This window comes from Mycobacterium sp. TY815 (genome assembly GCF_030755135.1).
Lineage (GTDB): Bacteria > Actinomycetota > Actinomycetes > Mycobacteriales > Mycobacteriaceae > Mycobacterium.
Genome location: NZ_JAUFRX010000004.1, coordinates 215,351 through 241,363, shown reverse-complemented (window position 1 = coordinate 241,363; position 26,013 = coordinate 215,351). Strand labels below are relative to the sequence as shown.

General features: G+C 65.3%; 24 protein-coding genes and 1 pseudogene. 8 read left to right on the top strand and 17 right to left on the bottom strand.

What is annotated here, in order from left to right; translation table 11 throughout:
- The first annotated feature begins 66 nt into the window (after positions 1–66).
- Positions 67–408, top strand: coding sequence for a hypothetical protein (locus QXK92_RS31065; protein WP_306248261.1), 342 nt, complete (start codon positions 67–69; stop codon positions 406–408).
- Between the two features lie 618 nt (positions 409–1,026).
- Here QXK92_RS31065 and QXK92_RS34230 read toward each other — a convergent pair.
- Positions 1,027–1,575 (bottom strand): hypothetical protein, encoded by a 549-nt coding sequence (locus QXK92_RS34230; RefSeq protein WP_371934630.1) that lies wholly within the window; start codon positions 1,573–1,575, stop codon positions 1,027–1,029.
- A gap of 151 nt (positions 1,576–1,726) precedes the next feature.
- Positions 1,727–1,990 (bottom strand): annotated as a pseudogene (locus QXK92_RS34225) (IS1380 family transposase); the annotation flags it as partial.
- Positions 1,991–2,322: 332 nt separating this feature from the next.
- On the opposite strand from QXK92_RS34225, the gene QXK92_RS31055 reads away from it, so the two are divergent.
- Positions 2,323–2,478, top strand: coding sequence for a hypothetical protein (locus QXK92_RS31055; RefSeq protein ID WP_156781195.1), 156 nt, complete (start codon positions 2,323–2,325; stop codon positions 2,476–2,478).
- Between the two features lie 476 nt (positions 2,479–2,954).
- On the opposite strand, the gene QXK92_RS31050 is transcribed toward QXK92_RS31055, so the two are convergent.
- The 3 genes from QXK92_RS31050 to QXK92_RS31040 form a co-directional block, all read right to left on the bottom strand.
- The gene (locus tag QXK92_RS31050) at positions 2,955–3,572 is read right to left on the bottom strand and encodes a DUF5134 domain-containing protein (protein WP_055581878.1); all 618 of its coding nucleotides are present in this window, start codon (positions 3,570–3,572) and stop codon (positions 2,955–2,957) included.
- Positions 3,573–3,639: 67 nt separating this feature from the next.
- Positions 3,640–5,934, bottom strand: a complete 2,295-nt coding sequence (locus QXK92_RS31045) for a copper-translocating P-type ATPase (RefSeq protein WP_133450235.1) — start codon at positions 5,932–5,934, stop codon at positions 3,640–3,642.
- Positions 5,935–5,995: 61 nt separating this feature from the next.
- On the bottom strand, positions 5,996–6,301 hold the full coding sequence (locus QXK92_RS31040) for a DUF1490 family protein (protein WP_055581889.1): 306 nt from the start codon (positions 6,299–6,301) through the stop codon (positions 5,996–5,998).
- A 443-nt stretch (positions 6,302–6,744) separates the two neighbouring features.
- On the opposite strand from QXK92_RS31040, the gene QXK92_RS31035 reads away from it, so the two are divergent.
- Entirely contained in the window at positions 6,745–7,050 is a 306-nt protein-coding gene (locus tag QXK92_RS31035) for a metal-sensitive transcriptional regulator (protein ID WP_055581888.1), read from the top strand.
- A 108-nt stretch (positions 7,051–7,158) separates the two neighbouring features.
- Here the strand turns inward: QXK92_RS31035 and QXK92_RS31030 are convergent, their stop codons facing one another.
- The 8 genes from QXK92_RS31030 to QXK92_RS30995 all read right to left on the bottom strand — a co-directional run bounded on the left by QXK92_RS31030 (position 7,159) and on the right by QXK92_RS30995 (position 15,282).
- On the bottom strand, positions 7,159–8,556 hold the full coding sequence (locus QXK92_RS31030) for an NADH-quinone oxidoreductase subunit N (protein WP_055581876.1): 1,398 nt from the start codon (positions 8,554–8,556) through the stop codon (positions 7,159–7,161).
- A 15-nt stretch (positions 8,557–8,571) separates the two neighbouring features.
- On the bottom strand, positions 8,572–10,062 hold the full coding sequence (locus QXK92_RS31025; protein WP_055581875.1) for a NuoM family protein: 1,491 nt from the start codon (positions 10,060–10,062) through the stop codon (positions 8,572–8,574).
- A 4-nt stretch (positions 10,063–10,066) separates the two neighbouring features.
- Entirely contained in the window at positions 10,067–11,899 is a 1,833-nt protein-coding gene (locus tag QXK92_RS31020; protein ID WP_055581887.1) for an NADH-quinone oxidoreductase subunit L, read from the bottom strand.
- A 5-nt stretch (positions 11,900–11,904) separates the two neighbouring features.
- Positions 11,905–12,207 carry an NADH-quinone oxidoreductase subunit NuoK gene (gene nuoK / locus QXK92_RS31015; protein WP_055581874.1) on the bottom strand — a complete coding sequence of 101 codons (303 nt, stop codon included), beginning with the start codon at positions 12,205–12,207 and terminating at the stop codon, positions 11,905–11,907.
- The gene (locus QXK92_RS31010; protein ID WP_055581873.1) at positions 12,204–12,767 is read right to left on the bottom strand and encodes an NADH-quinone oxidoreductase subunit J; all 564 of its coding nucleotides are present in this window, start codon (positions 12,765–12,767) and stop codon (positions 12,204–12,206) included. The genes nuoK and QXK92_RS31010 overlap by 4 nt, the downstream gene beginning before the upstream one ends.
- Before the next feature lie 16 nt (positions 12,768–12,783).
- The gene (locus tag QXK92_RS31005) at positions 12,784–13,704 is read right to left on the bottom strand and encodes a complex I subunit 1 family protein (protein ID WP_055581872.1); all 921 of its coding nucleotides are present in this window, start codon (positions 13,702–13,704) and stop codon (positions 12,784–12,786) included.
- On the bottom strand, positions 13,697–14,821 hold the full coding sequence (locus QXK92_RS31000; protein ID WP_231752709.1) for a hypothetical protein: 1,125 nt from the start codon (positions 14,819–14,821) through the stop codon (positions 13,697–13,699). The genes QXK92_RS31005 and QXK92_RS31000 overlap by 8 nt, the downstream gene beginning before the upstream one ends.
- Before the next feature lie 116 nt (positions 14,822–14,937).
- Positions 14,938–15,282, bottom strand: coding sequence for an NADH-quinone oxidoreductase subunit A (locus tag QXK92_RS30995; RefSeq protein WP_055581870.1), 345 nt, complete (start codon positions 15,280–15,282; stop codon positions 14,938–14,940).
- 281 nt (positions 15,283–15,563) lie between these two features.
- Here QXK92_RS30995 and QXK92_RS30990 point away from each other — a divergent pair, with 281 nt between their 5' ends.
- The gene (locus QXK92_RS30990; RefSeq protein ID WP_055581869.1) at positions 15,564–16,289 is read left to right on the top strand and encodes a TIGR00730 family Rossman fold protein; all 726 of its coding nucleotides are present in this window, start codon (positions 15,564–15,566) and stop codon (positions 16,287–16,289) included.
- 73 nt (positions 16,290–16,362) lie between these two features.
- On the opposite strand, the gene QXK92_RS30985 is transcribed toward QXK92_RS30990, so the two are convergent.
- Positions 16,363–16,749, bottom strand: a complete 387-nt coding sequence (locus QXK92_RS30985; protein WP_133437411.1) for a hypothetical protein — start codon at positions 16,747–16,749, stop codon at positions 16,363–16,365.
- 229 nt (positions 16,750–16,978) lie between these two features.
- On the opposite strand from QXK92_RS30985, the gene QXK92_RS30980 reads away from it, so the two are divergent.
- From QXK92_RS30980 to QXK92_RS30970, 3 genes are all read left to right on the top strand, one after another.
- Positions 16,979–17,185: a heavy-metal-associated domain-containing protein gene (locus QXK92_RS30980; protein ID WP_082986209.1), complete on the top strand. Its 207-nt coding sequence runs from the start codon at positions 16,979–16,981 to the stop codon at positions 17,183–17,185.
- A gap of 36 nt (positions 17,186–17,221) precedes the next feature.
- Entirely contained in the window at positions 17,222–19,474 is a 2,253-nt protein-coding gene (locus QXK92_RS30975; RefSeq protein WP_306248256.1) for a cation-translocating P-type ATPase, read from the top strand.
- Positions 19,475–19,614: 140 nt separating this feature from the next.
- Entirely contained in the window at positions 19,615–20,757 is a 1,143-nt protein-coding gene (locus QXK92_RS30970; protein WP_231752332.1) for a pyridoxal-phosphate dependent enzyme, read from the top strand.
- Positions 20,758–21,186: 429 nt separating this feature from the next.
- Here the strand turns inward: QXK92_RS30970 and QXK92_RS30965 are convergent, their stop codons facing one another.
- Positions 21,187–21,852, bottom strand: a complete 666-nt coding sequence (locus QXK92_RS30965; RefSeq protein ID WP_065135598.1) for a class I SAM-dependent methyltransferase — start codon at positions 21,850–21,852, stop codon at positions 21,187–21,189.
- Positions 21,853–22,136: 284 nt separating this feature from the next.
- Here QXK92_RS30965 and QXK92_RS30960 point away from each other — a divergent pair, with 284 nt between their 5' ends.
- Positions 22,137–22,730 carry a DUF305 domain-containing protein gene (locus QXK92_RS30960; RefSeq protein ID WP_306237986.1) on the top strand — a complete coding sequence of 198 codons (594 nt, stop codon included), beginning with the start codon at positions 22,137–22,139 and terminating at the stop codon, positions 22,728–22,730.
- A gap of 137 nt (positions 22,731–22,867) precedes the next feature.
- On the opposite strand, the gene QXK92_RS30955 is transcribed toward QXK92_RS30960, so the two are convergent.
- Positions 22,868–24,850 carry a serine/threonine-protein kinase PknD gene (locus QXK92_RS30955; protein ID WP_306248253.1) on the bottom strand — a complete coding sequence of 661 codons (1,983 nt, stop codon included), beginning with the start codon at positions 24,848–24,850 and terminating at the stop codon, positions 22,868–22,870.
- Between the two features lie 18 nt (positions 24,851–24,868).
- Positions 24,869–25,975: a phosphate ABC transporter substrate-binding protein PstS gene (pstS, locus tag QXK92_RS30950; RefSeq protein ID WP_371934629.1), complete on the bottom strand. Its 1,107-nt coding sequence runs from the start codon at positions 25,973–25,975 to the stop codon at positions 24,869–24,871.
- Between the last annotated feature and the right edge of the window lie 38 nt (positions 25,976–26,013).

Below are 26,013 nucleotides of genomic sequence, written 5' to 3'. Positions count from 1 at the left end.
CGTCAAATTTGCAGCCAGGCGCTGCATAGGGTGCGGGTCCGGGTCGCCAGAAGAGTGAGGGGTTTCGTGAGCGAATTGCCGTCGCGGGGTGTGGTGTTCTGGCCAGTCGGTACCGGGGACAGCACCACAGTAATTGTTGACGACGAGGTTGTGCTGCAGGTCGACCTGCACGATATGGCCAAGGCCGATGACGACAACAACCCGGAAGTCCCTGTGGTCGACAGGCTGGCCGATGCCCTGCCTCAGGTCGACGGAAAGCCCTACCTGGCGGTATTTGCGCTGACCCATGCTGATAAGGACCATTGCCTGGGATTCGCCGATTTGCTGGGCCAGGTGCAAATCGGGGAGTTGTGGTCGACCCCGCGGCTGCGGGAACTGTGGAGGCCCTCCCCGGCCGAAACGCACTGAGATTTGTTCGAAATGGCTTGTCCTGTAACTGGTGCCGAGCTAGGAAGTGAATGGGTGTCGGGAGGGAGTCGGAGGTGGTCCTAGTACCGTTCGAGCCGCAGGACAACACGCCATGCGGCCGGCCCTGAGTTCGGTGATAGTGCGGGTTATCTCGGGCAATTCTGGGCGGCCGAGGCGGTCGATGGCTGTGCGGGGGGACCCGGCTGCCTCCAGGCTATCTCGTTTCTCTAGGCCTCCGAGGAGGTTAAGTGTCAAGTCCTGATCGGCTTCTCGCCTCGGCGAGCAGTCTCACTTCGGTTGCGCGGTGGCAAACTGAGAGTCGAGTCGGGCGTGGGATCAGCGCTTCACCCCGGATTAGCTGGGACGATCAACCCGTGTCCGGCATCATCGAAACTGTCCCCAGATGAGTTGCTGACCACCCCGCGTGCGGTTCGCCGGCGGATGGACTTCGACCGACCGGTCCCGCAGGAGGTGATCAAGGACTGTGTTCGCATGCCTTACCGGCACCGTCGGGTTCAAACCGCCAGGGGCACTTGATCGTCATCACCGACCCTGACCAGCGCGCCCGGCACGCTGACCTCTACCGCGCTGCCTTGACGAATACCGTGCATCGGCGACTCACGACGGGGGCCTCTTCGCCGCCGGCGGCGAACACAGCGCGGACTCATCAGGCGCGGTCAAGGCGGTAAAACGATGAAGGTCTAGCCCGGATTTTTCGTATCGGATGGTGTGAGCTGATTCTGATTCCGAGTTGTGTTGCCGGGTAGTGTTTTTGGTGTGATGGTGTGATCGATCTGTCCCGTGTCGCCGGGTGGGGCGGGCTTTCCAGGGCCGGTAGGTCCTTCGTGATCGGTGGGCAGTCGGGCTGGCGGTTATCCGAAGGCGGTGCGGATGGTCTGCCAGGCGATTGCGATGGGGATGGCCCAGCGCCAGGTGAGGTCGATGCGTAGCCGCGTCCTGCAGGGCGCCGCGGGTGATGCGTGCGGCGACGTGCAGGACGCGGTAACGGAAAGTGGTGATCTCGACGCGGGCCAGGCCGGGATCGTTTCTGAAGCCGATGAGTCGGCACCAGGTGACCAGATCGGCAGCGGCGAGGGTTGTCTCGAGCCAGGCGGCTTTGGCCCAAAAGGACTGGCAGGGCAGGTTGCGAAGGCCGGTGGCCTTCAGTTCGCGGATGCGGTCTTCTACGCGGGCGTGTTGGCGGTGCCGTAGTTCCAGGCCGGCGACCTGGCCGGGTACGACGCCGGGGGGCGTGTCGGTGATGAAAGGCGGTGACCCGCATGCCGTCGGCGTCGGTGAACCGCAGCTGCGCGCCAGGATGGGGTCGTTCCTTGCGCAGGATCAGCCGGGTGCCGGGCGGCCAGCTGCTCAGGTTGACCAGAGTGGTGGCCTCGGCGACCCAGGCGCCGTCGCGGAGCCCACCTGTGGTGTCGATCGCCGGGTACCAGCCCTCGGCGAGGTTGAGGGTGTCCACGGCGTCTTGCACCCGCCAATCGACGGGGTAGCCGAAGGAGAACCCCACCCCGGCAGCGTGGCAGGCGTCGGCGAAGTCGTGAGTGGCCCCGGCGGTATCGCAGCGCACCAGAACCTTCGGCCGGTCGGGATCATCGCCACGACTCGGGTCGGGTCGCCACGGCGCGGGCAGCGCCGCCAGCGCTTGCTGCAAGACGATGACGGGGTCACTGGCGGTATGGAGCCGGCGTTGCCGGTGCGCAGCAGCCCGGCCAGGGCCTCGCCACCGGCGATCTCGGGGCGGTCCAGGAACGCCAGCAGCGGATGGTGCCCGAACGACTTCTTCCAGGTCGGCGTCGCACCGATCTTGTTGTCGGAGTGGTCGATCACCAACGTGGCGTCGTGCCGTTCTCATTCACGTTAGGGCAGGAGACTCCGAGTGGTTTTGTGGACACCCGTGGCATGACACTGTCGCGGAGCCAAGTGTTCACGCTGTACTCGGCCTCGGTCCCGACTGAGTTCCAGGCCCTGCTCCTCAACGACGGCAACGGCGACCCGCTGCGGATCCTGGCTCCCCGGAGCGCCCAGCCCGGCGGCTTGGCCACCTGGCTCGATTAGCCTATCGACGCCTTCTGGTCGAATTATCAAGCTAACCAATTCATTCGACGGCCCTGGCTACACGGTGACTGGACAGGTCGACGCCAGCGGCCTTTTCCAGTACAGCGTTACCCCGGACGGGGGGACCGCCTCGATGTATACGTGCGCCCGAGTCGGCACAGGTGGCCGGGCACCCGGCGCCGGCCACCACCAGGAACGTGAGGAGGCAAATGATGCAGACCTCCTGCCTGCCTGACTAGGCACAACGCGTCTTGGACCGCTATGCGTATTCCGGGAAACGGCGGGATGCGGTACTGCTGCGCTTGAACTATCTCTGTGATAGCCGGCTCGCCGAGACCGGACTGCTGCAGATTCGCTTGACGTCGTGCTCACGCCTGGTTTCATGCTGCACCCGTATCGTCGGCGCGGACAATAGGGGGAGCGGGCACGGAGAAGTGGCTCGAACCGGAGGGCGACGCGCTTGGGCGCTGCGCTGCTCAAATCGCGAACAGCGTTGCCCCGAACAAGATTGCCATCGCAGCTGCTGTCATCGCCTGCGCGACATCGCCGAGTGGCCCGAGACGCGTTGCGGTGTGCCGCTTCTCGACGAAGTATTTGGATACCCAGAAAACTGCGGCGACCGTGAAAATGACGGCTCCGAGCCAGTTCATTGCGGTGAACCAGGTGGGTACTTCGTTGCTCGCCTGTTCATTCATCGCCGCCATATCCATGCCGGGCATCGGAGTGCTCGGCGAGTGTGGGGAATGAACGGGGAAGGGGTTGTTCATAGAGGCATACATCCACGCCGTCGCCAGCATCATCAACGCGTGATACCCGTTGGACATTCGGGGATAGCGTGTTCGGTTCGCGATGATGGCTATCACGACGAACCACAAGGCCGCCAGAAGGAAGAACACGGCGGGTCCGAGAGTGGGTACCCGTGTGCCCCACGGCCAAGCCATCACGGCCATGGAGATGGCCATCAGCAGGTGTAGACCGTGGCTGACCGCCGCGGTGGCCGAAAGGCGTCTGATGAGAAGCGGTAGGCCGCATTCAGTGGCTCCCAACGCAAAGAGTGCCGTGACGACCCAGCGCAGCAGCAAATCGTGGATCATAAGATCGCAGGCCGCTCCGATCGCGGTGGTTGAGGAGATTGTGGATCGCCGGGACAGCAGTCCGTTGTCATCGGTCGCGGCCGAAGCGCCGAAGGCGCAGGGAGTTGGTGACCACGCTTGCCGAGGACAGCCCCATGGCGGCGCCTGCGACGACGGGATTCAGCAGCCCCAATGCCGCCAGGGGTATGGCGGCTGTGTTGTAGCCAAAGGCCCAGCCCAGGTTCTGGTGAATGGTGCGCAGCGTCTGCCGGGAAAGCTGGATCGACCGCACCACACCGTCGAGGTGGTCGGACATCAGGGTGATGTCTGAGGCCTCAATGGCCACATCGGTGCCGGTTCCGATCGCGATCCCCAGGTCGGCTTGCACGAGTGCCGGGGCGTCGTTGACACCGTCACCGACCATGGCGACCAGCCGGCCCTGCTCTTGAAACCTACGGACCTCGTTGACCTTGTCTTCGGGCAAGACCTCGGCCAGCACCTGGTCGATGCCGACCTGATCGGCGATGGCTGCCGCAGTGCGGGTGTTGTCGCCGGTGATCATGGCGACCCGCAGCCCCATCGCATGCAGCTGACGCACGACGTCGCGGGCGTCGTCTTTAATCGTGTCGGCGACCGCGAGCACGCCGACCACTCGATCATCGCAACTGACGAATACCGCTGTGCGGCCTTGGGCTTCGAGTTCGGCGGCGGCTGCCGCCAAACGATCGGGCAATCGCAGGCCGTTTTCCTCGATGAGTTTGCGCCGGCCCACTACCACGCTTCGGCCCTCAACATCGGCCCGCACTCCGTGGCCAGCCAGGCTGCTGAACGCCGCAGCGGTCGGAACCTCGATGCCGCGCTCACGGGCGCCGGCGACAATGGCCGCGCCGACGGGATGCTCGGAGCCCGACTCGACTGCGGCGGCAAGCCCCAGGACAAGATCAGTTTCCAGCCCGTCATCGGCGATGACGTCGGTGAGTTGCATCTGGCCGCGGGTGAGGGTGCCGGTCTTGTCGAACACCACGGTGTCGATTTTCTTCGACGCTTCCAAAACCTCGCCGCCTTTGACCAGGATGCCCATTTCCGCGCCGCGGCCGGTGCCGACGATAATTGCGGTGGGTGTGGCCAGCCCCAGCGCACAGGGGCAGGCGATGATCAGCACTGAGACCGCCGCGGTCATGCCCGCGATCGGGTTGGCCGCGAAGATCGCCCAGCCGGCAAACGTCAGGGCGGCCACGCCCAGGACGGCGGGAACAAATACCGCCGAGACCTGATCGGCCAACCGCTGGACGGGGGCTTTGCCGCCTTGGGCCTGCTCGACCAGGCGCACGATCTGGGCCAGCGCGGTGTCGGCCCCGACGGCAGTGGCACGCACGGTCAGCAGCCCATCGATGTTGACGGTGGCCCCGGCCACTGTGTGCCCCACCGATTTCTCGACCGGCACAGATTCACCGGTCAGCATGGACTCGTCGACGGCGGCACGTCCCTCAATGATCCGGCCGTCGACGGGAATCTTCTCCCCGGGTCGTACCAGCAGCAGGTCGCCGACTTGCACCTGCTCCACCGGCACCAGAATCTCTTGGCCGTCGACGAGCAAGCAGGCTTCCTTGGCGCCCATTTCTAGTAGTTTGCTGATCGCCTCGCGGGTCTTACCGGTCGCTCGGGCCTCGAAATAGCGGCCCAACACCACGAAGGCGATGATCAGAGCCGCGGTGTCGAAGAACAGCGGCCCCCCGGCGATGAGCTGGTAGGTGGAGTAGGCGAACGCTGTCAGCGTGCCCAACGTGATCAGCGTGTCCATGTTGGCCGTGCGGGCCCGCGCCTGCTGGAGGGCCCCGGTCAGGAACGGCCAGCCGGCCACGAATTGCACCGGCACCGTCGCCGCGAAGGCCAACCACCCCACCCAGGAGGCGCCGAACACCATGGGCGCCGCCATCGATACCAACCCCAGCGGCACGGCCAGCCATACGCGTCGCAGCCACTTGCGCTGCTCGCCGTCGGCGTCTGCCGGTGGCACCCCGTGACACGACGCCGCTGGCTGATGACAGCCGCCCTGGCCGGCAACCGATTCGGCTGCAGGGCCGGTCGCGAGTCCCAACAGCCGATAAATCCCGCCGGCAATTTTTTGCACCACTCCGGGTTCGCCGGATCGCGCGGAGTGGGGGGCGCGTGCGGGGACCGATTCCGCGGGCGTGTGCTGGGCGTCCTCGATCGCCGACATGACCGCAGCAGTGTCGCAGTCATCTGGCGAATACCAGATCACTACCGAGGCCGATCGCGGGTAGGCACGGACCGCCAGCACACCGGTCACCTTGGCAACAGCATCTTCGATCGCGACCGCCCGTGTTTCGTCGAGGTCAAAACCGTTGACGCGCACACGTATTCGTCCGCCACCCTGGGAGATGATGGTCAGCGTGGGGCAGATGTCAAGACCAACCCGGGTGTCAATGGCAGGCATCGCCGGCCTTGGGAGTCGAGGTCGAGGTTGTCGGTACCACCGTGGGGGGTTCGACCCGTTCTCCGATGCGGTCTGCTGCCTCAGCCAGGACGTCGGCCACTGCCAACCGAGCACGCTCGGCACCAGCTTTGGTCTTACGCTCGGTCGCGCGCGCGGCGCGAAGGCCCACAGCGGTTGCGCTGACCGTCACCTTGCGCCAGGGCGCCTTCGCCAGGGCCTCATAGGCCGCGGCGCCGACGACTCCGGTCACCACGGTAGGCACCGCCTTCACCAGAATTCGCTGCCACGCCATCTTGAACACTTCCTTCCCATTGCTGGCTGTCACGGGTTGCGGACAGTCAGGTTCTCAATACGCCCGTGTCGCTGTGCGGCACCTGGTCAGCAGGCGCAGTCCTATCCATGGCCGAGACCGTACCCCCATAGGGTACCCGCCGCAAGCGGGGAATCGGAAGGTCGGGGCGGATCGCCGGCAAGCCGGCAGGCCGTGACCTGAGCTGCGCAACGGGCCACAAGCGGCCGCCGGGAGCGTGGCTGAGCTGCGGCTACAACCTCGGCCCGGGTATCGGGTCGGCGGCGTCAGGTCAATGCCGAACGCAGGAGCCATCTCGGCCGCTGGTGGCGCGAAATGCCACGTTGCTGGACGTGCTGGCGGGTATAGTGGCGTCGAGGACGTCATTGGTGGCCGACCACGAACGCTCAGCTCGCGGCAACGAAGTGAACCACCCGATGACCAGAATGCTGGGAGTGCAGGTGGCAACCACATACGGGTATGCGGCGAATAAAGACGCATACGCTAAGCGCCTACGCAGAGTCGAGGGCCAAATCCGCGGTATCTCCAAAATGATCGACGAGGATAAGTACTGCATCGACATCCTGACCCAGATCAGCGCGGCCAGCAGCGCGTTGCGGTCTGTGGCTTTAAACCTTCTCGATGACCATCTCGATAGCTGCGTCAGTCAGGCAATCGCTGAGGGCGGCGCACAGGCCGACGCGAAGCTCACCGAGGCTTCGGCGGCGATCGCCCGACTCGTGCGCTCCTAACCGTTGACCCATCGCCGACTGCTTGCGGACCGCTCACCGGCGTGGGTGATCCTTCGCGGCCGGTTTAGGATGGCGCGCTCGTGTGATGTCGGCGCGGGGGCGCACCGGCTACCGCAGTGGTGCTGTTGAGAGCACGTCCCATAGCGGCCCCGCCGTAACGCCGATCCCCAGGCTCAATGCTGCCGCAATAATCGCGGTGCGCGCAGACCATTCGCCGGTGGTGAAATCACTAAGAATTTCGGGCTTCTGGAACACCGGAGCGATCCAACGCAGATAGTAGACGAGGCTCAGCAGGCTGTTGAGGAACACCACCACGGCCAACCACGCGAGACCACCGTCCCATACGGCCATGGCGGTGGTGAGTTTTGCGACGAAGACACTGGTGGGTGGGGTGCCGACCAGTCCGAGCAGCGCCACCAGCAGCGCCCCGGCCAGCCAGGGCCGGGTGCGCGCCAGGCCACGGTAGGCGCTGAGGTCGCGCCGATCGGGCAGCGCGGTGCTCACCGCGAACGCCGCGCTGTTGGTCAGGGTGTAGCCGATTAGATAAAACAGCAACGACGGAAGGGCCAGCCGGCTGTGGCCGGCGACGGTGATCGGCACTAGGAGGTAGCCGACCTGGCTCACCGTCGACCAACCCAGGAGCCGACGGGGATCCTGCTGTCCGTAGGCGGCCAAGTTGCCCAATGTCATACTCGCGACAGCGAATATCGCGATCAGCAGTGGCCATGCAACCGTGTGCGGCACCACGGCGGCCACGCGGTACAGCGCGATCAGTGCGCCGATTTTGGGCACTGTCGTCAAGTAGACTGCCGCGACACCATGGGCGCCTTGGGTGGCGTCGGGAACCCAGAAGTGCCCGGGCACGCCGCCTGCCTCGAACATCAGACCTGCCACCACGGCCACGACCCCTGTCACCACCACCGCTACCGGAGCGCCTCGCAATTGTGCGGCAAGGTCGTTGTAGCGGGTGGCCCCGCTGATCCCGTAAAGGACGGTCACACCCAGCAGCAAAGTGATCCCGAACAGGGCGCCGATCAAGTAGGTCTTCACGGCTGCCTCGGCCGCCTGGCCCGAGCGCGACAGTCCGATCAGCCCGTAAAGCGGGATGCTGGCCAGCAGGTATCCGGTGGCCAGCACCAGCAGGTCGTCAGTTCCGGCGAGCACCATGACGCCGGTGGTCGAAAACAACAGCAGCGCATAGGTTTCGCTTTCCCGCGCCGTGGCTGTGATGTCGTCGCCGGCCAGCGCCAGAACCACCAGAACGCCGATCGCGGCGGTGATCCGCGCCACCGCGGTGGTGGTGTCGGCGGCGAAGGCTCCGTCGAACGCTGTCTGATCCGGTGCCGTGATTCCTACCGCCGAGACTACGACGACACCGATAAGCGCTGCGGCTGCGACGATTCGGGCCCACCATTGTCGCTGGCGCGGCATAAACGATCCGCCGATCAGCACCAGCAAGCCACCGCCGAACGTCAGCATCTCCGGCAGCATCAGCAGCGGCCGCATCGCAGTGTTCACAAGCTATCTCCCCACCAGCCCGATCAGCGTGTGTGACGCCGGCTCGATCACATCCAGCAGTGGGCGCGGCACAACGCCGATCAAGATCGAGAGCGTGAGAAGCATTCCTGCCGAGCCGGTTTCGGAAGGGTGCAGATCGAGGAAGTTGTGCGAGTGGCCGCGGGTCTGGCCGGTGAAGATCCGCTGCAGGGCACGCAGAAATAAGGCTGCGGTGATCAGGATGCCCGGGAGCGCGAGCGCGGTCAGTGGTGTGGCGGCGATGGCGCCGGTGAAGATTTGAAACTCGGCGATGAAGCCGGAGAATCCCGGCAACCCTAAGGAGGCGAACGCGCCGAGTGTGAACAGCGCAGCCAGCTTCGGGGCGGGTCCAGCCAGGCCGCCGTAGGAATCCATGTCGTAACTGCCGGCGCGGTCGTAGAACACCCCGGCGAGCAAGAACAGCGCCCCGGTGATCAGCCCGTGGCTGACCATTTGTGTGACCGCTCCGCTGACCGCCACCGCACGCGCCTGGTCGCTGCTGGGCGAGAGCAGGCCGGCAGCGCCGAGCGCCAGCACGATGTAGCCCATGTGGTTTACCGAGGTGTAGGCGACCATGCGCTTGAAGTCCTGCTGCGCCAATGCAACCAGGGCTCCGTAAAGCACCGAGACGACGCCGACGGCGATGATCGCCCAGGCCCACGCGCGCCAGGCGTGTGGCAGCATCGGCATCGCGATTCGCACGAACCCGTAGGTGCCCATCTTCAGCAGTACCCCCGCCAGCACGGCCGAGCCGGTGGCCGGAGCGTCGGTATGAGCGGGGGGAAGCCACGTGTGGAAGGGCACCGTGGGTGTCTTGACCGCCAGACCGAGCAGGATCGCCGCGAGGACCAGCCCGCCGGTCAGGGGGCGATCTGCCAGCGGGTTGGCGGCGATCAGCTCGAGCATGTCGAAGGTGTGCGGGTTGGCGGCGATGTACAAGCCGATGAAGCCCACCAGCAGCGCCAGTGAACCCAGGAAGGTATAGAGGAAGAACTTCAGCGCCGAGCGGGCGGAGTTACCGTGCCCCCATCCGGCGATCACGAAGTACATCGCCACGATCGACAGGTCGAAGAACACGAAGAATAAGATCAGGTCCGCGGCGACGAACAGACCGAGGCTCACGGTCTGCAGAAACAGGAACAACGCCGCCTGCGATCTGGGCCGGTCGCGACCCCGCAGCCCATAGAGCGCGCAGGCTAAGAAGATCACCGCCGACATGAGCACCAGCGGCAGCGACACACCGTCGACCCCGATGTGGTAGCTGCTGTTGACCCCTGGGATCCAGCGGGCCCGCTCCTCGAAAGCCAGCCGGTTGGGGTCCGGTGTCGTATAGCGTGCCCACACCAGCATCGTCAGCGACAGATCCGCAGCGGTGACGGCGACCCACACCCAGCGGGCTGCGGCTTTGCCCGACTTCGGTATCGCAAGCACACCAGCTGCCGCGGCCAACGGGAGAAAAACGATCAAACTGAGCACCTGGTCACCTCACCGCTATCAGAAGCAGGACGGTTGTCACGACCACCACCACGGCGGCGAGGTAGTACTGGTGCAACTGACCGGTCTGCGGCTTGCGCGCCAGTGCCCCGAGCTGACGTGTGCGCGTCGCCAGCGATTCCACCGCGGCATCGACACGACGGTCATCGATGCGCGCGGCCCACCGGCCGGCTCGCAGCGACCCGGCAGCGACCCGGTCCACGGCGCGGTCGAGAACGCCGTCGTCGAACCGGGCCAGCGCGTGAGCCAGGCGCAGGGTGGGACGGGCGACCACGGCGGTCGCCGCCCGTTGCAGACCGAGCCAGTCGGCGGCCCACCGCGGCTCGGGCACGCCCCAACGCGCCACCGCAGCCACGACCAGAAGCGCCAACAGCGCCGAGGTGGCCAGTTCCGCCGGGGCCGGGTGGACCGTCGAACGGTGGTCGAGGACTCCGCTGAGTGTCGACACGATCGGCGGCAATGCCAACACCCCTGCCACGGCGGCACCCACGGCGAACACCAGGATGGGCAACTGTCCAAAGACGTTGAGCCCTTGAGGATTCGGCGAATCTCCGATCGGCGCTGGGGCACCCCACAGCGTGATGAGGATTTTCCCCGCGTAGGCCGCCGACAGCGCGGCGGCCACCAATCCCACGAGATAAAGAGCGATCGAATGGTCGAGCGCAACCGCTAGCACCCCGTCCTTGGTCGCCCATAACGATAGCGGCGCGATACCCGCCAAAGCGGCCGCACTGATGGTGGCGGACCAGCCGAGCAGCGGCCATCGCCGGGCCACACCGCGCAGCGTGTCGAGCTGCTTGGTGTCCAACAGTGACAGCCATGCGCCGGCGGCAAGGAAGAGCCCGCCCTTGGTGAAGGCGTGCGCGACCAGCTGCGCGGCGCCGCCGCTGATCGCCCCGACCCCAGCTGCCATCACCACGAATCCGAGCTGCGCCGCGGTGGAGGCGGCGAGCAGCTGTTTGAGGTCGCGTTGAGCCACCGCGACAGCACCGAGCAACACCGCGGTCACGGCCCCCGTCCAGGCCGCCCATTCGGCCGCCCATCCCGTCGCTGCCAGTAGCGGCTGGATACGCAACAGCAGGTATGCGCCCATGGCCACCATCGCTGCGGAATGCAGTAACGCGCTGACGGGGCTGGGGCCCTCCATTGCCCGGGAAAGCCAGAACGAAAACGGCAGCTGCGCCGCCTTGCCCAAGGCGGCGATGAACAAGCCGACCGCAATGACGTTGCGCCACGTCACGGTTGCCTGGGGCAGGTCGGCCAGCGCAAATCCCGCGCCGCCGGCAAGCGCCGCGCCGGCGCCGACATACAGCCCGAGATCGGCGCTGCGGGTGGTCACGAATGCGGTGAGGCCGGCCGACATTCGAAAGTCGTCGCGCCACCAGAAGCCGATCAGCGCATACGACGCTGCCCCCATCACCTCCCAGGCCAGCAGCAGCGCGGGCAGGGTGGCGGCTGTTGCGGTCAGCAGGGCGGCGGAGGCGAACAACAGCATCAACCCGTGGAATCGGCCCGCCGCGTCGCGGATGTCCGCCACGGCGAACATCAAGACGAAGAAGGTGACCATCGCGACCGCGGGGATCACCACTGCCGACAGGCTATCGACGGACAACCCGAACTGCCCGCCCGCGACGAACGCGACGCTGACCGCGGGGTGAGTGATCGCGACCACGATCGACAACGCCAACACAACCGCCGACACCGCGATCGATATTCCAGGCGCGAACCGATCCCCGCGGCGCGTGAGAAGCAGTGCCGCGCCGCAGCCTGCCGGAAGACAGATCAACAGCCATAAGGCTGGCTGCGTCGTCGAAGTCACCCCGTTCACCCGGCCAAGTCGGCAGCCGAGTCGGTCATGTCTGTGCGGCGCTCCCGGTGCAGCAGCGTGGCCGCCGCGAAACCCATCGCCATCTCTACCGTCATGGCGGCGATGATCACCAGCGCCATCACCTGTCCGGCCGGTGCGGGTGAACAGAACCACCAGAATCCGCCGGCCGCCAGGATGACGGCGTTCATCATCAGCTCGAGGCCCATCATCACCATGACCACGACTTGCTGTGAGAGTGCTCCGTAGAGGCCGACGCTGAATAGCGCCGCGGCGACCAGTAGCACGGTTTGCAGCGTCATCGGCCCAATCCGCCGGGTTGTGGATCGCTCGCGGGTTTGCGTTTGAGATTGTCGCCGAACCGGTCATAGCGGCCGCGGCGGGCGGCCAGGACGATGCCGGCGACGATGGTCGCGACCATCACCGGGCTGATCACCGTCATGGCCAGCATGCTGGGGCCCATCAACTCCTGGCCGAGGGCGAAGGTCAGATCCTTCGGCGGTGCGCCGCGCCGCGCCGGCCAGTCGGTCAGCAGGATCCCCGACGCCAGAATCAGGAACGTTCCGATTGCGGCGGCTACGGCGCGTCGGTTGTCGTGCACCATGCTCATGGGCATCAGCGCCGGGTTCATGCCCATGAACATGACCATGTAGACCGCCATGACCGCCATCTCCATCACCATCATCAAGATGATGACGATGCCGATGTAGTTCTGCTGCAATAGCACAACCACTATGCCGACCGCGATGAACGAAATGGCCAGAGCGTAGGTGGCGCGGGCCATGGAGTCGACGACGAAGACCGCGGTTCCGGCCAGCACGGCGGTCACTGCTAGGACGCCGAACACGATGTGGACAGTCATGAGAGTCACTTCCTCACTACGATCTCACTGCGATGATGGCCACGACGAGGTCTTGGACAAGCGTGAGCGGCAAGAGCACCATCCACCCGATCTCTAAGAACTTTTCGGGCCGCAGCACCGGAAGCCGGCTGCGCAGCCAAACGAACACCGACAGCACGGCGATGGTCTTGAGCAGCACCCACGACCAGGCCGGTAGGAGCGGACCGGCGCCGCCGCCGAGGAACATCGGCACCGCGAACGCCGCACCGGCCGCCAGGAGGCTGTAGCGGCCGGCCTGGAATACGAGTCGATCCACGCCGGACAGTTCCGCGCTGACACCGCCGGCAATATCAGCTCCCAGTGCCGCGGAAAAGGGTCCCCACACCGAAAAGGCCACCACCCCAAGGCAATACACGACGAACGCGATCGGCATCCATACCGCGAACCACAGCCCTTGTTGAGCGGCGGCCACATCGGCGACCCGGAGACTCTGCGCGGCGACGGGCGGGGCGACCAGCGCGAACATCAGCGGCATCTCGTAGCCGAGCCCGTGAGCCAGGAATCGATACGCGCCGACGAGGGGATGGGCGGAATTTGCACCCCACCCGGCAAGCCACACCAGTGCCCACACCATGACATCCATGGCGTTGAACCACATGACCCCGACGTCGAGATCGGCCAGCGTCCAGCGCCCGAGCGGCACCACAGTCACCATGAGCGACGCCGCGACAACCAGGCCCGCTCCGCCGGCGCGCCACAGCAACGTATCGGCGGCCACGGTGGTGCGGCGGCGCTGCCGCATCAGCCGTGCGACTTCGTAGAGCGCAGTGCCCGGTTTGCCGCCGTCAGCCGTGAGCACGACGTCGAGGGTCGCCGCGTAGAAGCCGAGGCACAGCAGCAAGGCGACACCGGCCAGCGCCCAGGCGCCCGAAACCACCGTGACCGAGACCTCAGCCATAGCGACCGCCCGGATGCGGTGTGGTGTCGATGCCCAGGCTGGCGATCACCAGCCGGGCGGCCCCGACGTCCAGTCCGCTCACCAGCCCAGGCACTGCGTCGAAGACGCCGGTTGCAGCTGCGGCGACACCGCTTGGTCCCGTCGTGAGCGCGTGCCGCGCCATGTCGACCTGGGCGAGGAGGCGGTCGTAGCAGTCACCGGCCAGGGCCGTGGGCAGCTCGAGGGTCTTGCAGTCCTCGGGGGTCAGCGATGCGACGTCGCGCAACGACCAGCGCAGCGTTGGCGAGCGGCGAAGTTTACTGTGCAGGGTGTCCAGCAGGGAAGCGGCGTGCCCGGCGTCGGCCTCGCCGAGCAGCTCGTCCCGCGCGCGACGGGCGATTGCGGCCGCACCCGGCCAGGCGGCCAGTGCCAGCAGATCAACGACATGATCACAATGTCGCGCCGCGAGGTGGGCCCTCGGTCCGGGCGGCGGAACGTGGTCGCCGACTTCTCTGTCGGCGATCCACGTCTCGGCTTGGGTGAGCACGTCCCCCTGCAACGAGCACCGCACCACCAGCCCCGCGGGCCAGTAGCGCAGGACCGGCCCAAGGCGAAGGTGCAGCACATCCATTTCCAATCCGTCACGGTCGTCGCCACCTTCGGCCAGCGCAATCCCAGCCGGCGCCATGTCCATCCCACCGTGGTGCATGTGCTGGTGTGCGCTGTGGTCCGTGTGCTCGGGCTTGCCGCGACTGCGGGCGTTGTGCTCGGTGTGCTCGTGCTCGACGTGGTTGCCGTGCTGGTGGTGCTCGTGCTCGCCGTGGTTGCCGTGCTGGTGGTGCTCGTGCTCGCCGTGGTTGGTGGCGTGGTGCTCCTGGTGCTCGTGTTCGCCGTGGTCATTGCCGTTCAGCTCCGGAGATTGCGCCCGCTCGCGCGCGTCCCGGCGGTGCACTTCGACCTCGGCCAACTGCATGGCCGCACGGTGCAGTGCCGATTCGACCGCGCTGGAATCGGGCAACTCGACGCGAACCCGAGGACCTGGCATCTGATCCCAGACCCGGTCGATCGCCTCATTCAGTTCCGGTCCCGGTGTACCGCAGATCGCCAACACGTCAGCGTCCGCGGGGGATTCAGCCACGCACCAACCGCGGACTCGAAGTCGGTGTTCGGTCTGTGCGCGCACCACCCAGAACCCAGGGGCCTCTACAAGGAGCACGTGCGCCCGGCGTGCTGCGCATCGCGCCAGCCGGCGTGTCAGACCCATCGCAGGGCGCCCTCGCGCCACGCCCAGGCCACCGCCACCAGCAGCGCTGCCAGAAACGCAAACATTTCAGTGATGGCGGTCGCGCCCATTTTGATGACGACCAGTGCCCAGGGATACATGAACAACATCTCGACGTCGAAGGCGAGGAACACCAAGGTCGCCAGATACCAGCGAACGTGATATCGCGACAACGCATGCTCTTCAGGTGGCCACCCTGACTGAAAAGGCAGTGTTGTCAGCATGTTCGGGCTGATCGCACTGACGCGATGCAATCCGTAGACACTGACAAGCCCAGCCACGGTAACCGATAGGGTCCACGCCACACCCGCATACATCGCGGCTCCTAGTCTGTTGTGGTCGCCGAATCGGTACCCTTGCGGCCGCTTCTCAAACCCTTGCCGTCGATCCCTTGTCCGTTGGCGGCCTTGGTCCGCGATATGCGTCCCCGGCCGCCGGTCAATGGCCGTCGACATAAGGTACCAGCCCTAGCCGGGGGGAATCTTCAACCGACGAAAGGTACGGGCGCGAACACGTTCGTTGCCCGAGGCCGACAAGACGAAGCTGCTTGTGCCGCTTCAGTTTCATCGGCGCCGCGGCCGTGGCACGATCGACTCAAATGCACGAATCAAGAGACTGCCCCGCGACGTGCGATGAGGATCTGCTGTCCTGCTTAGGGCCGGGCTTTCCGCCGCTGTCGGGCAGCGATCCCGGCCGCGTTGCCAGGATCCGCGACGAGGTGGCGCATGGTTTTGCGGCCCTGGCGGACGTCACCCATGCCGTGTCATTCTTTGGTTCCGCGCGGACGCCGCCGGATCACCCGCACTACAAGATGGCGCGAAAGATGGCCGCGCGCCTGGGCGGTTTGGGATTCGACATCATCACCGGCGGTGGGCCAGGGATCATGGAGGCCGCGAATCGGGGCGCCCGCGACGCCGGCGTGCGGTCGATAGGCCTGGTCATCGAGTTGCCCTATGAGCAGCAGCCCAATCCGTTCATCGACCTCTCCCTTCAGTTCAATTACTTCTTCGTGCGCAAGCTGATGTTCGTCCGCTACGCCTCGGCGTTCGTGGTCCTTCCGGGCGGCTTTGGAACGCTCGACGAACTTTTCGAGGCCCTGACGCTCATACAGACTCAGAAGATACGCAACTTCCCCGTCGTGCTTGCGGGTTCGGACCACTGGACCGGGTTGGAGCGGTGGATTCGTGATCGGCTGCTCGAGACGGGACTGGTATCGGGAGCAGACGTCGACCTGCTCGTGATCGCCGACGATCCGGACGAGATCGGCGAGCTCGTCAAGCGATGGCGCCGCCGACAGTTGGAGACCTACCGTCCATCGCGGTGAGGCGATGTCGAAACGCGCACGATCTGAGTCGTGGCCATTCGTCGGGCCTGTGCGACGTCGGGTCCTTAAAGGCCTAACGACCGAAGGCCCAGGACGAGATGTCAGACATCCGCACGCGGAGCTGATCGTGTGAATAGACTTCCTCGCCACTGCGGCGGTAGGTAACTCGCGACAGGTGCATGTACTCGTGGAGGTCGCCCCCGTTGGGGCAGTTCGGACAGTTGCCATCGGTGGAGGTCTGTCGGCTGTGGTCCCCACCGACCGTTTGAAGGTAGCCAAGGACCTTCTGGTCGAAATGCCAGCAGGGCTCGATGATACCGGTCACAGTTCCCCCTGGCAGGTGCAGCGTCACATCGACGTCTGCGCCGGGCGTGTGCGGATTGGACTCGATTGCGTTGATGATCAGGTGCAGTGAGCGGTCGATCGTCCCTGGCGCGAATGGTGTCGTGGCCGCGGTCACGGTGTCGGCTTGGTCTTTTGCCATCTGCTGTCCCTTCGTCGCCGCATCGATGGTGGGGCATGTGGGCGGGTAAACCGGGTACAGGCTAGTTCTACCGCATGCCGCACCCACGACACCGCGATTGCGGGGAGGAAATCGGGGTGCACCTCTTCATCCGCCGCCTTGATTACCCTAGGGGGGTATGGTAGACAGGAATCATCCGGCGCTTGGCAGAAGATTGGAGAGCGGCATGAGTACCTTGACCGTGATTGTTTCTGGGATGACCTGTGGGCACTGCGCTTCCTCTGTTCGTGAGGAAGTTGGCAGCATTCCTGATGTCACGGCAGTGGACGTGGAGCTTGGCAGCGGCAGGGTGACCATTGACAGCGATGGCGTGGTCGAGCTGGATGCGGTCAAGGCCGCGGTGGAAGAGGCCGGCTACCAGTTGGTCCCCTAAGACGACCTGTCGCGATTGGACTGAAGGAAACAGAGCATGGATTCCGCCACGGAAACCGCCCGGCATCTTGAGCTGCGGATCGGTGGGATGACGTGTGCTTCGTGCGCCGCCCGAATTGAGAAGAAGCTCAACAAGATCGACGGCGTCAGCGCCTCGGTCAACTATGCCACCGAGAGGGCCAGCGTCGACTACGTTGGCAACGTCGCACCCGATCAGCTGGTGATGACGGTGGAGCAGGCGGGCTATACCGCCCAACCGCCCAGCCAGGGTTCACCGGCCACGAACGACGAGTCTGCCGTGCCGGGCGCAGCGACCGATCCGGCGGCGGCGATCAGGCAACGACTACTGGTTTCACTGGTGTTGACCGTGCCGGTGCTTGCGATGGCCATGGTGCCCGCCCTGCAGTTCGCCAATTGGCAGTGGCTCTCGTTGACGCTGGCCGCGCCGGTGGTGGTGTGGGGTGGGCTTCCATTTCATAGGGCCGCGTGGGTGAACCTGCGGCACCACACCGCCACCATGGACACGCTGATCTCGATGGGGACGATCGCCGCACTGGGTTGGTCGGTGTATGCGTTGTTCTGGGGCACCGCCGGGATGGCGGGCATGAGGCACCAATTCGAGCTGACAATCTCCCGTACCGATGGCACTAGCAACATTTATCTGGAGGCGGCCGCAGGCGTCACCACCTTCATTCTCGCCGGCCGGTTCTTTGAGGTCCGGTCCAAGCGGCGGGCCGGTGCGGCGCTGCGGGCGCTGCTCGAACTCGGCGCCAGGGTGGTCGCGGTGCGCAAAGACGGTGTCGAGCACCGCATTCCGATTGAGCAACTCGCCATCGGTGACGAATTCGTGGTACGCCCTGGCGAGAAGGTGGCTACCGATGGCCTGGTTATCGAGGGCTCCTCGGCGGTGGATGCCTCTATGCTCACTGGTGAGTCGGTGCCGGTTGAAGTCGGCCCCGGAGATCAGGTAGTGGGCGCCACCGTCAATGTTGGCGGGCGAATCGTGGTGCGCGCCAACCGGATCGGGTCGGATACCCAGTTGGCGCAAATGGCGCGGCTGGTCGAAGAGGCGCAATCGGGCAAAGCGCAGGCGCAGCGGTTGGCCGATCGGATCTCGGGAATTTTCGTGCCGATCGTGATCGCGCTGTCATTGGCGACACTCGGGTTCTGGATCGCGGCAACCGGATCGGTTGCCGCCGCTTTCACTGCGGCGGTGGCGGTGCTGATCATCGCGTGCCCGTGTGCCCTGGGTCTTGCCACACCGACCGCCTTGATGGTCGGCACCGGCCGTGGGGCACAACTCGGGATCTTGATCAAGGGACCCGAAGTGCTGGAGTCCACGCGGCGAATCGACACCATCGTGCTCGACAAGACCGGCACCGTCACCACCGGCAACATGGCCCTGCTGGATGTCATCGCTGCACCCGATGAGCAGCCCGCCGAGGTGCTGCGGTTGGCGGGCGCGCTGGAGGACTCCTCCGAGCACCCGATCGGCCGCGCGATCGCGAAGGCAGCTCGTGACAAAGTCGGTCAGCTGCCCCCCGTCGAGGGTTTCGCCAACCGGGAAGGGTTGGGCGTGCAGGGCATCGTCGACGGTCACGCCATGACAGTGGGCCGGCAACTGCTGGCGGATCGCTGCCAGCAGCTACCGGACAGCCTCACCGGGTCGCTGGGTCAGGCCGAGTCCGAAGGCAAGACCGCGGTCGTGGTCAGCTGGGACGACACGGCCAGGGGAATCCTGGTGGTCGCCGATGCGGTGAAGCCGACGTCGGTCGAGGCCGTCGAGCGGCTGCGTGCGCTGGGATTGACCCCGATCATGCTGACGGGCGACAACGCAGCCGCAGCCCGTGCCATCGCTGGGCAGGTGGGCATCGACCAGGTCATCGCCGACGTGCTGCCCCGAGACAAGGTGGAGGTGGTGCGACGGTTGCAGGCCCAGGGCAAGGTGGTGGCCATGGTCGGTGACGGTGTCAACGACGCCGCGGCCCTGGCGCAGGCCGATCTGGGGCTTGCGATGGGGACCGGTACCGACGTCGCGATCGAGGCCAGCGATCTGACACTGGTTCGCGGTGATCTGCGCGCGGTGCCCGCCGCCATTGAGCTCTCGCGTAAGACGTTGGCGACGATCAAGGGCAACCTGTTCTGGGCGTTCGCCTACAACATCGCCGCACTGCCGCTGGCAGCCGCGGGCCTGCTCAACCCCATGTTGGCGGGTGCGGCGATGGCGTTCTCCTCAGTATTCGTGCTCACCAACAGCCTCCGGCTGCGCAGCTTCAAACCGCACGCATAGCCAAAGCTGCCACCGAGCGGGAGCCCTCCGATATGAGCGCACGGTATCTCGGATCGCTCCGGTGTCCCCGCTGTGGCGAAGAGGCGCCGGAAGTTCGAGTCTCCTTCGGGTGTCCGCGATGCGCACGCGAAGGTATCGGGGTGAATCTAACCCCCGTCTACGCGATCAATCCGGGCCCGCTGCCATGGAAGGCATCCCAGTCAGGAATCTTCGGATACCGCGAGTTGCTGCCGCTGGCGCCAGAGGACGCTCCGGTGACCTTGGGCGAAGGCCAGACGCCCGTCATTCCGTTGAATCGGCTGGGGCCTCGGCTTGGACTACGCAGGCTCATGCTCAAAGACGAATCTCGAAATCCGACGTGGTCGTTCAAGGACAGGCTGGCGGCGGCGGCCGTCACAAAGGCGGCGGCGTCGGGAGCATCGACTGTCGTCGTCTCATCGACGGGAAACCACGGCGCGGCAGTGGCCGCCTACGCAGCCGCGGCAGGGCTTCGGTGCGTGGTCCTCACATTGTCATCGATACCGCGCGAGATGAGCATTCTCATTCGAGGCTACGGCGCCTGCCTCGTCGCGTACGAGAAAGGCCCGGACCGGTGGTCGGTACTGCGTCAAGCGGTCGAGGCGTTCGGTTGGACTGCGATATCCGGGGCAGTGACTCCGCCGATCGGTTCCAACCCGTTCGGGGTCGAGGGATACAAGACGATCGCCTACGAGCTGTGGGGACAACTCGGGGAAGCGCCCGACGTGGTCGTCGTCCCGACCGCCTACGGGGACGCGTTATCCGGAATCCGCCGGGGTTTTGCCGACCTGATCGGTCTCGGCCTGACAACCCGCATGCCCAGGCTGGTCGCGGTCGATCCGTTTGGCGCCTACGCGCAGGGGCTCCAAGCCCCACCGGGACGTCAGCCGACGGTGCCCACTCGGCAGTCACTCGCGTTCTCGGTCGCTGCGCGGGTGGCCACCTATCAAGGCGTGGAGGCGATCCGGGCCACCAACGGTACCGCCGTGGCAGAACCAAGCGATGACGCGATTGTCCGTATGCAGCTCGAGTTGGCGTCCGGCGAGGGCATCTACGCAGAGGGCGCCTCCGTGTTGGCGGTACTTGCCGCTCGGCAGCTCGCTTCTCGACGTTGGATCGATGCTGACGAGAGCGTCGTCTTGCTGTCGACGTCGACCGGACTGAAAGATCCGGGCTCCACGGCCGGCCACCTGCCCGAATTGCCGGTCCTGGCGCCGACCTTGACAGCCCTTGAGGCGGCGCTACCGGCCGGCATGTGCCCGTGACGCGCCGATCCGCACGGCCGCGTCGGCGCGGTTACGGGGCCTCCGGTTGGGAATTATCACGGTGCCACAACCGGTCAGGCCCCTTTGGAGCCGCGCCGATGTTTGGCGGGCCACTTTCCGGGTAGCGCCTGGGTATGAAGCCAGAGATGGCGACTGCCGCGGTTACCGTTGCAACACAGCGACCTTGGGCGCGGGGTGACTAGGTTGGCGCGGTCAACGCTGAGGCAAAACCTGCACCGTCCCCAACTGATGCGTGTTGCTCTGGGCCCCATGCCAACCCCGTGTGCGACCCGAACTGGGATGGCAATTGGCGCCACGACTCTTTCAACCCCGTTGCAGGCCTTGGTTGTACCGGTTCCGGCGGCGGCGGAGGCTGAAGACACTTTCGCCCTCACCGTCGAGCACCGACCCACGAGCCCGTACCAAAGTTCAGACGTCTGCGAAGGCGGCGGTCAGATCGTGCGGCCGTTCGGCCGTGATGTAGCACAGTCGCGAGACGCGACCGGTTGCCATGGTGGTAAAGCCCGCCTCGGCCATCATCGCGCGAAGTCTGTCGAAGATGTCGTGCATCTCCGCTCGACCGTGCGCCGCGCTGACAACGCGCTCGAGAAGTCGAATCCGCGGCGGACAGACATCAGCGATGCACGCCCGTCCGCCCGGCCGCAACACCCGAAGCGCCTCGCGTATCGCCACGAGACGATGGTCAGGCGCAATGTGATGGAAGGTCAGACTTGACGCAACGACGTCGAAGGACGCATCGGCGAAGGGTAGATTCTGAGCTTGCGCTGGATAAAACGTGCAGTGCGGCGGGGAATGTGCCGCGGCATAGGCTAGGGACGGCAGTGACGGATCGATTCCCACCACCACTCCCGAAGGACCCACCACTGGGGCGATTCGGCGAGCAAAATATCCTGTGCCGCAACCAAGTTCGAGTACTCTTTGACCCGGCCGCGCGCCGGACGATACGACGAGACGGTCCCAAATACGGGCGCGCTGGCCGAAATACCAGACCTCGGACAACGCCTCGTAGGCCCTTGGCGAAATACCCTCGGAACGGGGACCGCGCCGACGCGCAGTTTCGGTACCTGATTGCATTGAAACCTCCTTCGCCGCGGGGGCCGCCTGCCCGTGCCTGCTACCGTGTACCCGTATAGGTATGTTGAAAACGACTCTGCTCTCTTGATTATCGAAAGGAAGTCATCCTGATGGTGCAACGATCGATGACCGCCTCCGCAGCTACAGCTGCGGTCGTGGGGCTACTGACCCTCACCGCATGCGGCAGCTCCGGCAACCAGGCCGGATCCAGTGCCACGACGGCCGGGTCGTCGAGTGTCTCGAGTTCGCCAGCGGGTTCGCAGGCGCACAACGATCAAGACGTCATGTTCGCCCAGCACATGATTGCCCACCATCAGCAAGCGATCCAGATGAGCGACATCATTCTCGGAAAGCAGGGTATCGATCCTCGCGTGATCGACCTGGCCAACCAGATCAAGTCGGCGCAGGGGCCAGAAATTCAGCAGCTGCAAACGTGGCTCAACCAGTGGGGACAGCCGACGACCCCGGGTGGCATGTCCCCCTCGTCGTCGATGCCCGGGATGCCCGGGATGCCGAGTCAGAGCGGGATGCCCGGAATGCCGAGCCACAGCGGCATGCCCGGCATGCCGAGCCACAGCGGAACGCCCGGCATGCCCGGGATGCCGAGTCAAAGCGGAACGCCCGGCATGCCCGGGATGGGTGGGACGGACGGAATGATGTCCGAGCAAGACATGCAGGCCCTGCGAGACGCGCAAGGTGTCGCCGCCAGCAAGTTGTTCCTCAACCAGATGATCCAGCATCATCAGGGCGCAATCAGCATGGCGCAGCACGAAATCAAGTCCGGTCAGTATTCTGCTGCTACTGCGATGGCGCAGTCGATCGTCGACACCCAGCAGAAGGAGATCACGACAATGCAGGCGATTCTGGGCTCGCTGTAGCGAGCGTTGTTGTGATTGCGGCGTTTACTCACTTCGTGGCGCCGGCTCAAGGATTCGCCAAAAGCAGTTTCCACTGGACCGGTTCGCACTGGACCGGCCAACTTCGGCCATGCAGCGGATAGCGGAAACCCTGCCGGCTATCCCGCTGCCAGCTGCACCAGTCTGCCGTTGCCGTTGTCGGCGACGAACACCTTCTTGCGGGAGGCGTCGACCGCCACGCCCACGGGATGGCCGCCGGTGAACGGCAGCGTTGTCGGGGCGCTCGATCCGGTGTCCAGCTTGGCCACCTTGCCGGTCTCGTGGTCGGTGACGTAGACGGCGCCGGCGGTGTCTACCGCGATACCCGAGGGCACGGCAAGTCCGGTGAAGGGCAACTCCGTCGGAGCGCTCGACCCGGGGTTGAGCTTCAGCACCCTGTCATTGTCCGAGTCGGTGACATAAACGCTGCCCGAAAGGTCTACGGCGACACCATCTGGATGGTTTAGGCCGGTGAACGGCAGATCAGCCTGAGTGTTGGATTTGGCATCAAGCTTCACCACTCGGTTGTTGCCGCGGTCTGCGACATAGATATTGCCGGTAGCATCGACCCCCACGCCCTGCGGGTACGCGAGGCCGGTAAACGGCATCACGGTCTGGGTGTTGGATCCGGCTGCCAGCTTGACCACCCTGTTATTGAAGTCGGCGACGTACACGGTGCCGTTGGCGTCTACTGCCAGCCCCTGCGGTTGGTAGAGGCCGCTGAACGGCAGCACGGTCGGGGTGGACGACCCGTCAGCCAACTTCACGACGCGCCCGTACATGCCTTGGCTGGTGACATACACGCTGCCGGTATTGTCCAGGGCGACCCCGCCCGGCGAAAAGGGAAAGCCGAGCCCGGTCATCGGCACTATTGTCTGTCCGGGCGCCGACGCCGCCGGTTGCGGTTTCGGCCGGAGTAGATGTCCGACGACGACGATGACGCCGATGATCACCACTAGTGCGGTGGCGCCGATGGGGACCCATATGCGTTTGCGTCGAGGCTTCGCCCGTGCCCCAGATGTGGGGGCCGGGTCCGGTGGGCCGGTAGGGCTGACGAAGGGTGGGACGTTCGGGCGGCTGCGCCAGCTCGAGGTGTCGGCGGGTGACGGTGTCCACCCGCTCTGGGTCGCGGGCGAACTTGACATCGCTGACCAGGGCCTGGCCTGTGTGACAGAGTCGGCGGCGGCTGGGCCGGCACCGGTCGATGAGATCGTTCGCTCGCCGCGCTGCGCAATCGCGGCCGCCTGGTTCTGCTCGGCTGTGGTCAGTGCGGCGTGGGCGGCGGCGGCCAGTTCACCGGCGCTGCGGAAGCGTTCCTCGGGGTTCTTGGCCATTCCTGTGGCGATCACCTGGTCGAGACCCGCCGGAACTAAGCCGGGCCGCAGTTGGCTGGGCCGCGGAGCGGGCTCCATCAGATGCGCGCCGATCACCCTCTCGATGCTGCTGCCGGGGTAAGGAGGTGACCCGGTCAAGCACTCGGCCAACACACATGCCAGCGAATAGATGTCGGCCCGGAAGTCAACTCTGTCGCCGGCGAATCGCTCCGGGGCCATGTAGTTGTAAGTTCCCAGCGCCATTCCGGTGTGGGTCAGCCCCGGATCGGTTGCGGCACGGGCAATGCCGAAGTCGACCAGGTAGGCGAAGTCGTCGACGCCGATAATGATGTTTTCCGGTTTGACGTCGCGGTGGGTGACCCCGCTGGCGTGTGCGGCGTCCAGCGCGGCGGCGACCTGCCGCACGATGGCCACTGCTCGCGCCGGTGTCAGCGGACCATAGGCCGTCAACATGCGGCGCAAAGAAATACCGTCTATCAGCCGCATGTCCAGGTACAGCTGCCCGTCGATCTCGCCGTAATCGTGGATCGGCACCACATGCGGTTCGGTCAGCCGTCCTGCGGCGTCCGCCTCGCGCTGCATCCGCTCGCGAAACACCGGGTCGGCAGAGAATTGCTCCGAGATCAACTTCAGCGCCACCACTCGGTGTTTGCGGGTGTCCTCGGCCTCGTAGACCTCGCCCATTCCGCCACGACCCAGTAGCCGCATCAGCCGATACGGCCCGACAAGCGAGCCTGCCCTCGGCCCGGACTCACTGACGCCTGCCATCAAACTCCTTCATGTTGATCAAGAGATAGCGTTGACCGCTGTCGCCAGCCTCGCCTGGAGCCAGTTCGGCGGTGTGATGGATCCATACTGCGCCAAGCCGTCTTGCCCCGGACCTATAACCGCCTGCATAAACGCCCTGACGGCTCTGCCCGTGGCGGACTCCGGATACTTCGAACAGACGATTTCATACGTTGGCTCTACAATCGGGTACGCGCCGGGCTGCGTCGGCTTGGCGAACGATGACGTATCCAACACCAAATCATTGCCCTGACTCACAATTCTGGCTCCCGCGATCGTCTTGGCGACTGTCTCGGGTGTGATAGACACGGGATCTGAACCTGCTGAGGTGATGATCTGGGCGATGTTCAGTTGTTTGCCCAGCGCGAATGACCAGGCAGTGTAGGTGATCGATCCGTCGGTAGTCTGCAGGGCCGCCGTCACCCCATTGTCTCCGTCGGCGCCGGTACCGACGCCCCCTTCAAACGTCTCGCCGTCGCCTCTGCCCCAGGCGCCGTTGGATGCGGCATTGAGGTATTGCTGGAAGTTGGCCGAGTTACCGGACTCGTCATTGCGGAAAATGACCCGGATGGGCGACGAGGGCAGGCTGGTGCCTGCGTTGAGCGCCCTGACCGCTGGGTCGTCCCACCGGGTGACGGTGCCGTTGAAAATTTTGGCCAGTGTGAGTGCGTCCAGCTTCAGCGAACTCACGCCGTTGATGTGGTAAGTGACCGCGATCGGCTCAAACAATGCCGGCAGCTGCCAGGCGGGGGACGCGCATCGTGCCGTCGCCTTGTTGGTTTCGCCTTTGGCCGGGTCCAATGGCACACCGGACCCGGCCAGATCCGTTTCGCCCTTGATGAACTGCTCGACGCCGGCGCCCGAGCCGTTAGCCTCGTAGTCCAGCGTGTAACCAGGGCACGCGTGGGCGTAGGCATTGACGAATTGTTGTATCGCGTTCGCTTGTGCGGTCGCGCCGCTGGCGTTGAGTTCCGCTTTCCCACCACAGTCGACTTTCGCGGATGGCCCCGCGGAGGGAGCGGAGGTATTGGTGCTGCCACCGCATCCCGATATCAGCAGCGCACCAACAAGCAGCAGGCCCATCACGTCGGTTCGACAAAATGTCACAGAACTCCTCTGACGGGATAAAGGGACCACCACATATA

Excerpts from the sequence above, each read along its gene's own strand:
- QXK92_RS31040 (WP_055581889.1), bottom strand. The coding sequence starts at position 6,301 with ATGGCGTGGCAGCGAATTCTGGTGAAGGCGGTGCCTACCGTGGTGACC.
- QXK92_RS30955 (WP_306248253.1), bottom strand. The coding sequence starts at position 24,850 with ATGGCAGGCGTCAGTGAGTCCGGGCCGAGGGCAGGCTCGCTTGTCGGG.
- QXK92_RS30980 (WP_082986209.1), top strand. The coding sequence starts at position 16,979 with ATGAGTACCTTGACCGTGATTGTTTCTGGGATGACCTGTGGGCACTGC.
- QXK92_RS31055 (WP_156781195.1), top strand. The coding sequence starts at position 2,323 with ATGACACTGTCGCGGAGCCAAGTGTTCACGCTGTACTCGGCCTCGGTC.
- QXK92_RS31030 (WP_055581876.1), bottom strand. The coding sequence starts at position 8,556 with ATGCGGCCGCTGCTGATGCTGCCGGAGATGCTGACGTTCGGCGGTGGC.
- QXK92_RS30960 (WP_306237986.1), top strand. The coding sequence starts at position 22,137 with ATGTTCGCCCAGCACATGATTGCCCACCATCAGCAAGCGATCCAGATG.
- QXK92_RS31050 (WP_055581878.1), bottom strand. The coding sequence starts at position 3,572 with ATGATCCACGATTTGCTGCTGCGCTGGGTCGTCACGGCACTCTTTGCG.
- QXK92_RS30990 (WP_055581869.1), top strand. The coding sequence starts at position 15,564 with ATGCACGAATCAAGAGACTGCCCCGCGACGTGCGATGAGGATCTGCTG.
- QXK92_RS31010 (WP_055581873.1), bottom strand. The coding sequence starts at position 12,767 with ATGACTGTCCACATCGTGTTCGGCGTCCTAGCAGTGACCGCCGTGCTG.
- QXK92_RS31035 (WP_055581888.1), top strand. The coding sequence starts at position 6,745 with ATGCTGGGAGTGCAGGTGGCAACCACATACGGGTATGCGGCGAATAAA.
- QXK92_RS31005 (WP_055581872.1), bottom strand. The coding sequence starts at position 13,704 with ATGGCTGAGGTCTCGGTCACGGTGGTTTCGGGCGCCTGGGCGCTGGCC.
- QXK92_RS30975 (WP_306248256.1), top strand. The coding sequence starts at position 17,222 with ATGGATTCCGCCACGGAAACCGCCCGGCATCTTGAGCTGCGGATCGGT.
- QXK92_RS30995 (WP_055581870.1), bottom strand. The coding sequence starts at position 15,282 with ATGTATGCGGGTGTGGCGTGGACCCTATCGGTTACCGTGGCTGGGCTT.
- QXK92_RS30965 (WP_065135598.1), bottom strand. The coding sequence starts at position 21,852 with ATGCAATCAGGTACCGAAACTGCGCGTCGGCGCGGTCCCCGTTCCGAG.
- nuoK (WP_055581874.1), bottom strand. The coding sequence starts at position 12,207 with ATGACGCTGCAAACCGTGCTACTGGTCGCCGCGGCGCTATTCAGCGTC.